Here is a 12,987-nt window from a genome sequence, read left to right on the forward strand (position 1 = left end):
CCGATGGCCGTGCTGACTGTGCGCGAGTATGCGCGGATCGGCGTGTCAGAAAGCGGCGCGCGGCAGGAGGGGCTGGATGCCGCGTTCTTGCCGCAGGCCTCCTTTGACTGGCTCTGTGCTGAGTTCGAGCGCTTGCGAGCGGGTGGGGCGGCGCTCATGCAGCGCGATGGCGCACGCTGGCTGCGTCTGGACCAGTATGTGGGTGTCATGGAATGCCCCGACGGCACTACGCTGGAGGTGCTACCGAAGCACGTTGCACATGCGGATGATGCACTCGGCGCAAGGCGGTTGCTGCGCCGCATGCTGTGCACTGTTCTGGACATTCCACCGAGGGAAGGTAGTCCGGCCGATGTGACCCTGTTCGATATGCCCTTGAGTGAATGGGTCATGGGAAGGTTCATCGGCGCGCTGGATGAACTGCTGAAACGCGGCCTTCGCTTCGACTACACCCGGGTTCGCGAGGAGCAGCTGTTCCTGCGTGGTCGCTTGGATATCTCGCGGCAGCTCCGTCAGTCGCCGACGCGCGCCCATGTGTTCAACATCGAGCACGATGTGTTTAGCGAGGACAGGCCCGAGAACAGGCTGCTGCGCGTCGCCCTGGACCGCGTGTGCGCGCGTACGCGCAACGCGGGAACCTGGAGGCTTGCCCAGGAGCTGTCTACGCGTATGGCCAGCGTGCCACGAAGTACCCAGGTGGCTAGCGATCTGCGTGCTTGGGGCGGTGACCGGCTGATGGCCCACTATCGCGAAGTGCGCCCGCTGTGCGAGCTAATCTTGTCGGGCCAGAGCCCCTTGGCACTGGCAGGCGATTGGCGCAGCCCAAGCATGATGTTCCCCATGGAGCGGCTGTTTGAGCGCTACGTGGGCGTTTGCCTAGCCCGTCAGTTCGCGCCGGAGTGGCGGGTGGGCGGTGCAGCGTCGGAGTACCTTTGCAGTCATGGTGAGGCAAGCTGGTTCAATCTGATTCCAGACTTTCTGCTGAGACGTGGCGATGAGCTCCGCGTACTTGATACGAAGTGGAAAGTGTTGGATGCAGCGGCCAGCGACGCGCGCGAGAAGTACGGGCTCAAACAATCCGACTTCTACCAAATGTTTGCTTACGGGCAACGCTACCTGAGTGGAGTGGGGCAAATGGCGCTGGTCTATCCGCATCATGCAGGATTCGCGCAGCCACTCCCCGCCTTCAATTTCAGTGCGGAGCTACAGCTTTGGGTGCTGCCGTTTGATCTAGAGCGTGGACTGCTGATGACGCCGGATGCGTGGCGTCCTCACACGGAACTGCGCCAGCAAGATCATCTCCTCGCCTCATAACGCCTCATACAGCCCTACTGGCAGACGAGGCGTAGCTATCGCGGCTCAGCTTTGGCGCTCAAGCCCAAGCCGTGGCCACAAAGCATCATCGCGGTCCAAGTCGTAGTCCTCGCCGAATGCCAGCGCCGCATCGCACGGAGGTAGGTCCGCGTAGCAGCCCAGCAGGAACTCATCCATGCCGGCGTCGCTGTGGTTGATGGCAAACAGGGCCAGCAGGGCTTCATCAAAGGCTTTCAGCCACTCACTGTCGATCTTGGTCATGATTTTCCTCCTGGGGCAGGGAAGAATGGCGTAGGGAAGTCTCATAAAGTGGGACGGTAAGCGGGGCGCAAGCTAGCGCGCCTCCATCCATTGCGGCCGTCACGGCAATCGTAGATCCTTGCCCAAGTGGAATCGGCTACAGGGGGCACCATGGATGGCATCGTTAATCGCTTGATAGAGCTGCACGGCGGACAGTTGTTAGTGCCGCTGGCGATATGCGCCGTGCTGGTACTGATCTTCAAGGCGCTCGCGGGACTACATCAAACCCGAGGGTCTGCTCGGCGGGAGTTCCTCGAACTTTTTCAGGAGGTCGACAAGAAGGATGACCTTTGGCTTTCGGCGTGTATCAGGCATCAGTTTGGCGCCCATTTGCCTGTCTCTATCATTCGTCGTCTGTCAAAGCTTGATCAGCCCTCGCGCGCGATTCAGGAGGTTGCTGACGCCTGGCCCCTAATTGATGTGGACGACGCAAGCGGTGAGCTACGTTGGGAGAGGCGGTGGTACGGGGTTCCCGCAGTTCGGCGCGGAATTGCCATCGCTCTCTTCGTAGGCTACTTCGCCTTTGGCATGGCTGCAGCCCTTATTGCTTATGTTCTGATATCGAGCCATATGGGTTATCGGGCGTCGTTCGCCTACTGGCTTTGGGTCGCTATTTGCGCCGCAGCTGCGGTGTTTTGTCTTAATTGGTCTGCTCTGCTCAAGAACGGCGCGCCTGCTCTCGAACGCTGGCTTGGCATGAAGTAGCGGTGCTGAATCCGAGCTGCCCGCTCACTCCCTCACCTCATAACGCCGCATCAGCCCCACCGCAGCCGCTTCCAACCGCTGCCATTCAACCAGCATCACCCGCGCGTAGTTCATCTCTACAGCGATCCCGCTCTCCACATCCACCATGGAATGTCGGCACATCGCGATCCGGTCCTCTCCAGACCGTACAAGCGTCCGCGATCCCATCACCAGTCCATCAGTCACGACCTTCGCGGCATCGCAGCTGATGAACGTCCTTACCCTCCCATCCCCGCCGCGAACCACATACCAATCCGGCTCCAGCGCCTGTGCGTCACCAGCCCCCGCCGCATGCTCGATGGCATACGGCGTCAGCCCAAACCGCAGCGGCTGCACCACACGCTCCGCCAGGTTCTGCGCCCAGCCACTTCCAATGTGCGGCGCCAGATAATCGCCCGTCCGCGCGTGGCCCACATACCGCAGCTCAATGGATACCTGCCGGAAGCCATCCTCCACCGTCCGAAAGGGGAAGTCGCCCGGCGCGGCGGCCTCCAGATTCGGCCACAGCACGGCAAGCATCACCCCGCCATCAGGAAACGGGCCGATCTGGTTGTAGAACAGATTGGCGGGGAACGTGAAACGGCGCGGGCCTACGTCCGCCGCCACCGGCTGCGTGGAGTAGCTGCGGCCTTCCACCATGCGTGGCCGGTCGGGGTCCACCATGAAGGCAAGGATGTCGTCATCGATGCCCTGAGATGGCTCCGGTGCACAGGCGGTGGCAGCCAAGGCGATCACCCATGCAACGAAGCCATGCCGGTAAGAAGGTGAGCCGCTCATGGAAAACCCCTTTGCAGGACCAACGTGAGGACTATGCAGCTTCCCGAACCTGCCTCGGCGCACGCTCAAGCGCCATCACGTTCAACGCGACCATTGCCATCAGCATCTCCTCCGCCGAGCGAGTCGTTGCGGCATCGCTCCCCACGACGATGCCGCGGTCCCTTACCGGGTTGCTTTGCTCCCCAACAAAGCCACCCGCCTCCAACAAGCCCACCAGCGCCTCAAACGTGAGCCCGCGAACGCGTTCGCCTCTCATGTCAGCCCCCTCCGCGCAACGCAATCAGCTACGTGCAGTCACACCCGCCCCTGCGCCCGCTCAGTAGCCAAGATGGTCAGCGACAACACCGCCATCAACAGCCCCTCCATCGAGCGATCATCCAGGCAATCCTCCCGCGCGCCGTTCTGCCGCGAGCGCTCACCAGCCAGCGCCATCTCGGCGACCGTACGCAGGCCGCACAGGGCGCAGTCCGCGTCGGCCATCTGCATGCGGCGCCCCAGGCTCAGGTGCAGCTCGGGCCACGGTTGCCCATCGGCGGCGGCACCTGCGCCAATGCGCCGCAGCGTGGCGACAAAGCTGTTGGGATCGGGGGACAGATCTTCTTCGTGATCGTCGATGGCCGGTTCGGGTTGGATCTTCAGAACGGGGGCTTTCGTTGCGCTCATGGCAATGCTCCATGCAGAAAGACAGCAGGGCCACCCATAAGGTGGCGGGCGATGCGTGGCTCGAAAACCGGTCTATAGCGAATCCGGCGGGCCCGAAGACCCCCACGCACCGCCCGCCATAGAACGCGAACGGATTGTCAGCCGACGCCACCCGAAGGTGACGCCGGCTGACCAGCGCTTACACATCGCTATAGAGCAGCGGGTTTTCGACGCCCGCGCCACCCGTTTGAGGTGGCAGGCCAAGGTTTACTCGCCCGGCAGCGGGATGCCAAGAAGCCGCAGTCCGAAGAGGCCGCAAGTGCTGACGCTTACGGCATTGTTGCATGCTGTCCATCGCCCGAATGCTTTGCAGGGCAATGGTTTCCGCCGTTGTTAAGTTGCCACCCAAATGCACATAGAAATGCCCGATTTACAAACTCTTGTAAGCCCAATCACGACAGCCCCATCGCAGCGCCAAACCGCGAAACGTGCCGATTGCGACACCACTCAACTATGCATCGCCAAACCCGGCATCGGCCACAGCAACGGCGTGCGGGCCAGATCGTAGTCATTGCCAAACGCCATCGCCGCCTCGCGCGGCTCCAGATCCGCGTAGCAGTTGAGCAGGTACTCATCCATGCCCGCATCGCTGTGGTCCACGGCAAACAGGCCCAGCAAGGCCTCGTCAAACTCTTCCAGCCATTCGGGGTCGATCTTGGTCATGGTCATCCTCCTGGGGCAGGGGAGGATGACGTAGGGGTGTCTCACCGGCTGGGACGGTGCGAGCTGCGGGCAAAGACCACGCTCACGCGAACCCGAACAGGCATGGCCCGGCCACCTGACGGAGCGGGCTCGAACCGCCATTGCCTGACCGCCGCAAGCGCGGCGCGGTCGAGATCCCGCAGGCGGCTGGAGACGGCGATGGAGACGCCCTGCACCTCCCCATTGCTCGCTACGTCGGCAAACACCACCACCTCCGAAGGGGAGGGGGAGAGGACGTCTGGTGGGATGCGCGGTGGGGGTGCAAACAGCGCCTTGGGCACCTGGAATGACGACCGGCCGGGATTGTCGGCCGCTTCCATCATTACGTGGGTGGAAACGCTTGGGTCCGCGACAGCGGTGGAAACCGGTATGCCCATGGCAAACATCAGGGCCAGCGTGTGTTGCCAACGTGCCATTGCAGCTTTCCAGTGAAAGAAACTGAGCGAGAAGGGTGAGGCACCGATTCCAGCATGTCTGCATCGTCATCCTCCCTGGGGGAGGGGGAGGACGTACCAGCCAGAGCCAGTCTCAGGATATGGGATCAATGCCCGGTACGCTCGCGCTGCAGCGAGCGAGCACGCCATCCCACCGGGTCGAACTCAAACGGAACATGCGCTCAAGTTCTCCCATGACAGGCCGATCATGTGCTGCACCCATACGCATGGCGTGTGGGACGTTCCATCGCTTTTGTACCCACCACAACATCTGAAGGAACCTGCATGACAGGAAGTCAGTGGGGCCTGCTGGCCCCGGAAACGCTGCCCGGCGCCCGCCGTACACGCACACTGGGTCTGGGCCGTTCCGTTCGACAGTTCAACGAACTGGCGGTTCCGGGCCTGGGTGGGGTTCAGTACGCCAAGCAGGTACTGTTTGCCGCGCTGAGCATGGCGGTGGCCAAGCGGGTCGAGAACCCGGACGTCCAGGTCACCCATATCGATGTAGCCAACGCGATCGAAGCCGTTGCCTGCATCATCGGCTACGAGGACACGAACTGGGAATCGAGCATCCGCATGCGTGGGCGCAACAAGCTGCCTCGCGGCGGCTCATCGCCGGACTACCGTGTGGCCTGCAAGCGCAGCTTCCATGTGTCCCAGCCGATGCGCATGTCCACCGCGCAGGCGCTTCCCTCGTTGGGCCTGGTTGATACCCAGAGCACGCGCTTCAACGCGTTCGAGTGCAATGACAATCTCGACACGTTTGTCTCCAACTGCCTCGGCGGTCTGAAGGCCGGCAACTCTACGGTGCTCCAGCACCTCAGCAGCTGGGTGGAGGGCAAGCAGCTGAAGTGGGGCAGTGCAGGACTGATCGAAGCGCTGCACCCGCTGCGGCCGCTGCGGTCCCCTGCGCGTGCCTGGTTGAAGAATGCCTTGCTGCAGGGCACTGCGCTCAGCCCGGAGCTGCGCGAACGCCGCCAGCGGGCCTGGCACTGGGTTGCGCGCCTGCACCGTGAGCCCGCGACCGTTGAGTCGCTGGACCAGCCCATGCCCCCGAATGAACTCGACCCGCAGCACTGGCATGATCTGCGTGCCGGCGCGCAGCTGGTGGTTGCGCGCGATGCGGCTATTGAGGTGTTGGACGCTGTGGAACGCGTGCTGGAATGCCGCAAGGGTCGCTCACTGCCGCTGTCGGAGCCGCTGCCGAAGCCGGTGCTTGCCGCACTGGCCGCGCTGGCCGAGCACGCCAAGGTATTCCTGGCGCTGGAGCATCACGACGCAGAGGCCAACCGGTTCTGCGCCGAGTGCGTATCCCCCGATGCCGAAGCGCTGCGTCATCTTCTGCTGCGTGATGAGCAGGTGCTGCGGTTGGTGGATGGCTGTGCACGTCCGGGTGCGGCCTATACCGGCCAGCCGCCGACGGCAGCGGTGGCCACAGAGGATGACGGCGATCCGGAAGACGCACCGGCGGCTGCTGACGAGCCGATACCTGCGGGCATTTCCTACCGCATCCGCAATCTCTATCGACTGCAGCGCGACCTTGAGGACGCCTCGCAGGACGCGACCGCCCACACCACTGAGGAGGCTGTCGCATGAGCAGCGGACAGTACACGCCCAAATCACTTGCATCCCATTTCAGCCCGCCGCAGGGCTACGTGGGTGCGTTCGGTTGGATCAGTGGATTCTCCGCCGACGTCCGCTTTCTCAACGAAGCGGCCGACCGCTTCACCGGGCAGGGCAGCCTGCAGCGCATGCAGATGGGCGAAGTACGCCTTGCGCTGATGCTGGACCCGCACCAGGCCGCGCTGCTGCCTACGTCGGTTCCCGGCCTGGCGCATCTGCCGCTGCGAGACCCGGGCCGGACGCCATTCCGCCTGATGCACGCCAAGGTGGCCCTGCTTGGCTTCCGCCACGAGCAGGATGCCGCCCGCTGGTGCGTTCGGTTGGTGGTCAGCACGGGCAACTGGACCCGGCAGACCGTGGAGGACAGTCTGGATCTGGCCTGTGACCTGCAGGTGTTCAGCGAAACGCTTGGGCAGGCAGACTGCGCGCAGGAACGTGTGGACATCAAGGCCGCAACGCAGTTCCTCGCGGCGCTGCGTGCCCTGTATGACACCCGCCTGCTGGATGCGGGCATACCGCTCACTGGCGGCGATGCTGTCGTGGAGCTGGATACGTGGCTGCGGGCCTGCGGAAAGAAGATCAATAACCCGCAAGCGCTGTTGCCGAGATTCATCGACAGCCGCACCCGCCCGTTGCTTGAAGAGATCCTGGACGCCGTGGTGGCACGCCAGCGCAAGCCCAGCGGCTACCTGGCGATGGGATCGGGCTTCTACGAGGGCCGCGCCAACGGATCGGGTGACGCCAATGCGCGGCCGGTAGTTCCGGCGAAGGTCGTGAGCAAGCTGAAGCAGGCCAACCTTCTGAAGGAGCACGGCGAGGTCGAGCTGTACGTGGAACCGACAGCCTGCCAGTCCATCGCCGCTGCCGTGGACTACCTGGGCCAGCACCCGGACCATGCGATTGCCGTGCATGCCGCTGTGCCGACTGCTGCGCTGTATGGCGAGAGAAGCGCGCGCACGCTGCATGCGAAGTTCATCTTCGCCGCCAACCTGAGCCAGCGGACCGGTGCCTGCAACAACGCCTGGCTCTATCTGGGCTCGGGCAACTTCACCGAAGCCGGCATGCTGCAGAAGATGTCGGCAAGGGCTGGCAACCTGGAAGCCGGCATGGTGCTGTTCCCTGACGATCTGTATTGGCGGGGGGATGCCAGGGATTCCGCCAAGGACCCAGCGCTGTTGTCCAACCGCTTGCCGGTGGGTGGGCCGCTGTTGGACGCCGATGCGCCAGGCCTTTCAGCCGGTGAGCCATGGCAGCCGCCGACCAGCCAGAACTACGCGGCACCGATGGCGTTTCTCCATTGGCGGGAAGAGGGCATGCTGGCTCTCTCCGCGGAAGGGGACGATACGCAGCCGTTGCCGGACGCGGTGGATGTACTGAATGAATCGGGCGAGGCCTGTGAACACCTTGCGGGCGGCTATGCGTGGCCCGGTACAGCGCCGCGCATGGTGCGGCTGCGCTGGCACAGTGATGATGAGCGACGTGAAGCGTGGGTGCCGGTGATCGATGCGTTTGGTCGTGTAGCGGCAACACCGTTGGGCGCCATGGAGCTTGCCGATGTAGAGCTGCAGCTGATGTGCTTTCCAGGGGTGCCCGAACCGGAAGGCGAGGTACCAGAGTCCGAGGATCACGAGGTTGCGCCGGGTAGCCCTGCCGGAAAGACGCGTGCTGCCCAGCGGGCGGTGTCCCAGGGCGCAGCCATCCGGCAGATGATGGGCATGGTGGAGCGCATTGCATCGCGTCAGGTGGACATTGCGGCCACCGACTGGGCGCGGTGGTGCGTGCGCCTGGAGCAGACCTTGTGCCAGGCCCAGGAAAGCGAGGCCGTCAACGCGTTCGTCGCGATGGGGATCAACCCGCTGTCGCCCCTGCGTGCGGTGCCGTTTCGGCCCGTATTTGCGGAGGACGGCGCCCTGGAGCCGGGTATGCGCTATGAGGCCATGCTGGACCGCGTGGAGAAGGCATGGAAAACCCAAGGATTGGCAGCAGTGGAGGGCGTGGCATGACGGTGGCGTTGGATTGGACTGAGGTGGCCGCGCAGGCCAGGGCGCTGCTCGGCAGCCCGCTGGTGGAAGCAGAGGCTGGTCTGCAGTTGAACCAAGGGCAGCGCGACAGCCTGCTGGCGCTGTGCGAGCGGCTATCGCGCAATGGTGTGATCCTGGCCGACGAAGTTGGCATGGGAAAGACGCGCATTGCGGTGGCATTGGCGCTCTGCGTAACGCGCGCCGGTGGCCGGGTGGCCATCGTTGCGCCGCCAGGCCTGGGTGGGCAATGGCAGCGTGAGTTGCTGCGGGCAAAGTTGCAGACGCCCGAACTGCTGCGCACGCATGCGCAGTACCTGCGGGCATGGTCGCAGGATGCGCCGTCCAAGCCATGGTTCAACGAGCCCATCGTGCTGCTGTCGCATGGTTTCAACCGCTGGGCATCGGGGCCGCTCCTTGATTGGCGCTGGTCACTTCTGCCCGAAGTACTGGCCCAGTACCAGCGCGACGTGCTGGGCGAACGCCTGCCCTCCGGCTACAACGTCACTGACACGCTTGATGATGCGGAAACCCACGCGGCAGGCGCCTCCATTGCCGGCTACATCGGGCAGCTGCCGAAGCGTTCGCTGGCGTGGAAAATGTTCGACAACATCAGGGAGTCGATTCCCGTCTGGAAGCGTTCGGCCGAGGCGGAGCAGTACCACGCACGCGGCTCGCTGCGCCCTCAACTGGACCGCGTCACCGGGCTGGGGCTGGGTGTGTTCGATCTGGTCATCATCGATGAGGCGCATAAAAGCCGCAGCGACGACAGCCTGTTGAGCACGCTGCTGAGCGATGTGCTGGTGGAGCGTGCGGGCGCGCGGCGTGTTGCCATGAGCGCAACGCCGGTTGAGCTGGATGCTGGGCAGTGGCAGCAGAGCCTGCGCCGCATCCACGTCGACCAGGCAATGCTGCCGGCCACGATCGACGCTTACGTGAAGGGCGTCGAAAACCTGCGCCGATCGCCGCGAGACCCGCAGGTGGAAGCAGCCTACGTGGCCGCAGCCGCGCGCTACAAGGAAGCGCTGGACCCGTATCTGCTGCGGCGTGACAAGCGCGAGGACGACGCCGTGCGCCGGTTCGTGGCGCAGACGGGTCTGCCTACCAACGGCTATCGTGATGTGGACACGCTGCCGGTGCGGTTGCAGTCGATGACAACGGGCTGGCGGCAGGCCGTGTGTGCGGCGGAGGCACTTTCGTTCGTCAGCCGTATGAGCGAGGACAGCGCCGGCAAGCGCCAGCGCTTGACCATGGGTAACGGCCACGGCATTGCACGCTTGATCGACGAGACGCTGGATACGGAGCATCAGCAGAAGGACGACGCAGCAGCCGCTGCGGGTGATACGGCCAACGACAAGCGCACGCAGCGCGCCGGCTGGTGGAAGGCGGCAATGGGGCGGGTGATTCGTTCTGAACACCCGGACGAGGACGTGCTGTATCGCCATCCTGCAATTACCGAAGCGATCACGTTCATCGAGTCCACGGCCTCGGATGAAAAGGTGCTGGTGTTCGCACGCTATCGCGACCCGATGCAGGCGCTGACCCGGCTGCTCAATGCACGCGCGATGCTGCGCGCGGTGAAGCAGGGTCATCCGTGGCCGCAACGCGCGGTGCACGAGGATGAAGTGGCTGCGGTGCGCGTGGCGCACAGGCAGTTGTACGGGCAGGAGGTGGATCTGGTTGCCCTGGATGAGGCGCTGCGGGACGGCTACCGCGAGCTGGAGAACAGCCGCCAGCGTTTCCGCAATGGGCTGCTGGCGAAGCTGCGCGACGGCATCGCGCAGCTGGAGGGCAGGCAGCGTGCCCGCTATGGTGAACTGCTGGCCGTGCTGCAGGAGTCTGCGTCGGCTGCCCACGATGGGACGACGGGCGGGTTGGCGATTGTGGCGCGTGCGCTGTCCGACCACCTGGGCGAGGCCGCCGAGTCGGGTTCGCCGGCGGAGATAACGGCCAGTCTGATGGACCTGGTGCAGGCGGCGGCCAACCTGGACACGGCGACCGATGATGCCGACGACGCGGCCGTGGAGAACGAGGTGCACATTGGTGTGCAACGGTCACATGAGTGGGAGGCGGTACTGGCACGGCTGGACAGCGACTACTCGCATGCCGGTGGGCGCTTCGCACGCCAGCTACACGGCGGCATGGAACCAGGTACCCGCCGGCTGCTGCAGCTTGCCTTCAACCGTCCCCATGCCTTCCCACGCGTCCTGGTTGCCCAGTCCATGGTCGGCCGCGAAGGCCTGAACCTGCACGAAGCTTGCCGAACTGTGGTTCTGCTGCATCTGGAATGGAACCCGGCGGTAGTGGAGCAGCAGATTGGCCGTGTGGACCGGCTTGGCAGTCTCTGGCAGCAACGTCTGCAGGCTGCGGTGGACGATGCGACGTTCAAGGCGGATGTGCCGAGAATCCAGGTGCGCCAAGTGGTGTTCGAAGGCACCTACGACGAGGGCCACTGGCGTGTACTGGCGCAGCGCTGGGACCAGCTGCGTGCACAGTTGCACGGTGACATCCTGCCCCGGTCCGCGGAAGCAGATGCAGAGTATCTGGCGCTGACCGAGCGGGTGGCGCTTGCTGCGCCGAGGTTCTCGCCGACGGCGGTGGGCTGAGGGTGCGGGCATCCAGGACTCTGCAGGAGTGCTGGATGCCCGTAGCGTGGGTGTTGCCTGCAATCGGCGGCGAGGACGGCGAACGTTGCCTGCAAATATCAAACTGATTGCAGATACGCGCGGATGTCCGATCGCTAGACTTGTGCCTCATGACACGGGGATGGTGGTGACTGGAATTTGACGCGACACAGGATGTCGCATCGTTGGGGAGTATGGATTCCATCTTCCATACCGAGCCCGTTCGGCATGAATTTCATTCAACGCACCGTGTTCCGGGCCGTCGCCCTTCTGGCGTTGGCGGGATGGCTGACGCTGTTCCATCGAATGCGCTGAGGGCTTGATGGGCGACGGCGTCTGTCGGGATTGCAAGCGACCTGTTTACACCGAGCGGTCTATGCCTATACTCCGCTTCGGCAGCGCCAAACTGTGACGCAGTTCGCAAGCTTTGACCGATGCATGGACGCAGGAGAAGACGACGAGGATGTTGTGCCCATCACGCCATTACCCCGGATCTGCACGTGCCTGCGTGGGTCCAGTCCCTCAGTAACCACCCGCCCCGCCAGCAGCACGATGCACTTGCCAGCGCTGCGCCGCGACTGCGCGCGCCGGGGATGATCTTTCAGACACACGCCGCCACCCGGACAAGTAGGGGCAGCGAACCAGGAACAGGGGAAAACATGAGCAGCCACAGTAAACGGAACGTGCCAGTGCCGCAGGTGATGGGCGATTACACGCGGCTGCGTGCAGGATGAGCGCGGCAACCCATGACGCGCTTGCGCGGCAGTGGGAGATGCTGCGGATGATCCGGCCTGCACCGTGGAAGATCACGGTGCGCGAGTTGAGGGAGCGGTTGGCGGTGGAGGGATTCACTACCACCAACCGCACCATCGAGCGCGATCTGAAGGAGCTCTCCGAACGCTTTCCGCTGGCATCGGACGAATCAAGCCGCCCTTACGGGTGGAGCTGGGCACGTGATGCCAACTTTGCCTTTGGTGCACGCTTGACGAACTCACAGGCGGTCACCCTGTTGTCGGCACGGATGCACCTGCGCAACCTCCTGCCCAGGTTGGCCATGGCCGATCTCTGGCCGTTGTTTGACATGGCGGAGCGCGCGCTGACCTCGAGCGGTTGGCACGACTGGCACCGGCGCACGGCCATCATGCCGTCGGGCATGCCGTTGATTGCGCCGCTGGTTGAACCGGCAGTGCTGGAAGCCGTGCACTCCGCGCTCGGGCTGGGGCGATGCCTGGAAGGTGCGTACCAGTCTCGGGCGGCAGGCGAGGCCAAGCGGATGAAGATCCATCCGTTGGGCCTGGTCATGCGCGGTGCGGCGCAGTACCTGATCTGTACCCTTCGCGACTACGGCGACATCCGCAAGCTTGCGTTGCACCGCCTCAGTGACCTGTCCGTGACGGCGGAAAACTGCCAGCGGCCGGATGGATTCAATCTGCAGGACTATGTGGCGCACGAGGGCCCCAAGTACCGGCCCGCCGGTCCGCTGAAGCTGAAGGCCCGTTTTGCCGCCGAAGCCGCGGCGCATCTGCGGGATACGCCGTTGTCGGCCGACCAGCAGATTACCGGCGACGAGGGCGGCGCAGATGTCGAGCTCACAGCGACGGTTGAGGATGACCAGACGTTGCGCTGGTGGCTTCTGGGGTTCGGCAGCCGGGTTGAAGTCCTGGAGCCGGCAGCATTGCGCGCCGAGATTGCAGGGCAGTTGAACGCAGCAGCCCATCGATACAGTTGATGCACAAGCATTTCCACTCAAGT

The 12,987-nt window shown here is 64.0% G+C and carries 12 protein-coding genes; 6 read left to right on the forward strand and 6 right to left on the reverse strand.

The features are described from left to right. Nucleotides 1–3: 3 nt before the first annotated feature. On the forward strand, nt 4–1,311 hold the full coding sequence (locus tag C1927_RS02150; RefSeq protein ID WP_108745805.1) for an McrC family protein: 1,308 nt from the start codon (nt 4–6) through the stop codon (nt 1,309–1,311). A 45-nt stretch (nt 1,312–1,356) separates the two neighbouring features. On the opposite strand, the gene C1927_RS02155 is transcribed toward C1927_RS02150, so the two are convergent. Continuing rightward, nucleotides 1,357–1,572 (reverse strand): hypothetical protein, encoded by a 216-nt coding sequence (locus C1927_RS02155; protein WP_108745806.1) that lies wholly within the window; start codon nt 1,570–1,572, stop codon nt 1,357–1,359. 150 nt (nt 1,573–1,722) lie between these two features. On the opposite strand from C1927_RS02155, the gene C1927_RS02160 reads away from it, so the two are divergent. Continuing rightward, a complete protein-coding gene (locus tag C1927_RS02160; RefSeq protein WP_108745807.1) occupies nt 1,723–2,316 on the forward strand; it encodes a hypothetical protein in 594 nt (197 codons plus the stop codon). Nucleotides 2,317–2,340: 24 nt separating this feature from the next. On the opposite strand, the gene C1927_RS02165 is transcribed toward C1927_RS02160, so the two are convergent. From C1927_RS02165 to C1927_RS02185, 5 genes are all read right to left on the reverse strand, one after another. Further along, on the reverse strand, nt 2,341–3,132 hold the full coding sequence (locus tag C1927_RS02165) for a hypothetical protein (protein WP_108745808.1): 792 nt from the start codon (nt 3,130–3,132) through the stop codon (nt 2,341–2,343). A 31-nt stretch (nt 3,133–3,163) separates the two neighbouring features. Next, the gene (locus tag C1927_RS02170; RefSeq protein WP_108745809.1) at nt 3,164–3,388 is read right to left on the reverse strand and encodes a hypothetical protein; all 225 of its coding nucleotides are present in this window, start codon (nt 3,386–3,388) and stop codon (nt 3,164–3,166) included. Nucleotides 3,389–3,426: 38 nt separating this feature from the next. Further along, a complete protein-coding gene (locus C1927_RS02175; protein ID WP_108745810.1) occupies nt 3,427–3,795 on the reverse strand; it encodes a hypothetical protein in 369 nt (122 codons plus the stop codon). 486 nt (nt 3,796–4,281) lie between these two features. Then, nucleotides 4,282–4,497, reverse strand: a complete 216-nt coding sequence (locus tag C1927_RS02180) for a hypothetical protein (protein ID WP_174208663.1) — start codon at nt 4,495–4,497, stop codon at nt 4,282–4,284. Between the two features lie 41 nt (nt 4,498–4,538). After that, nucleotides 4,539–4,952, reverse strand: coding sequence for an energy transducer TonB (locus tag C1927_RS02185; RefSeq protein WP_108745812.1), 414 nt, complete (start codon nt 4,950–4,952; stop codon nt 4,539–4,541). A gap of 303 nt (nt 4,953–5,255) precedes the next feature. On the opposite strand from C1927_RS02185, the gene C1927_RS02190 reads away from it, so the two are divergent. The 4 genes from C1927_RS02190 (at nt 5,256) to C1927_RS02205 (ending at nt 12,964) form a co-directional block, all read left to right on the forward strand. Then, nucleotides 5,256–6,566, forward strand: a complete 1,311-nt coding sequence (locus C1927_RS02190; RefSeq protein WP_108745813.1) for a hypothetical protein — start codon at nt 5,256–5,258, stop codon at nt 6,564–6,566. Beyond that, nucleotides 6,563–8,596 carry a hypothetical protein gene (locus C1927_RS02195; RefSeq protein ID WP_108745814.1) on the forward strand — a complete coding sequence of 678 codons (2,034 nt, stop codon included), beginning with the start codon at nt 6,563–6,565 and terminating at the stop codon, nt 8,594–8,596. The genes C1927_RS02190 and C1927_RS02195 overlap by 4 nt, the downstream gene beginning before the upstream one ends. Beyond that, nucleotides 8,593–11,217: a DEAD/DEAH box helicase gene (locus C1927_RS02200; RefSeq protein WP_159095272.1), complete on the forward strand. Its 2,625-nt coding sequence runs from the start codon at nt 8,593–8,595 to the stop codon at nt 11,215–11,217. Before C1927_RS02195 ends, C1927_RS02200 begins: the two co-directional genes overlap by 4 nt. Nucleotides 11,218–11,965: 748 nt before the next feature. Then, entirely contained in the window at nt 11,966–12,964 is a 999-nt protein-coding gene (locus C1927_RS02205) for a WYL domain-containing protein (RefSeq protein ID WP_108745816.1), read from the forward strand. The last annotated feature ends 23 nt before the right edge of the window (nt 12,965–12,987 follow it).

Origin of the sequence: Stenotrophomonas sp. ZAC14D1_NAIMI4_1, assembly GCF_003086775.1 — a bacterium.
Lineage (GTDB): Bacteria > Pseudomonadota > Gammaproteobacteria > Xanthomonadales > Xanthomonadaceae > Stenotrophomonas.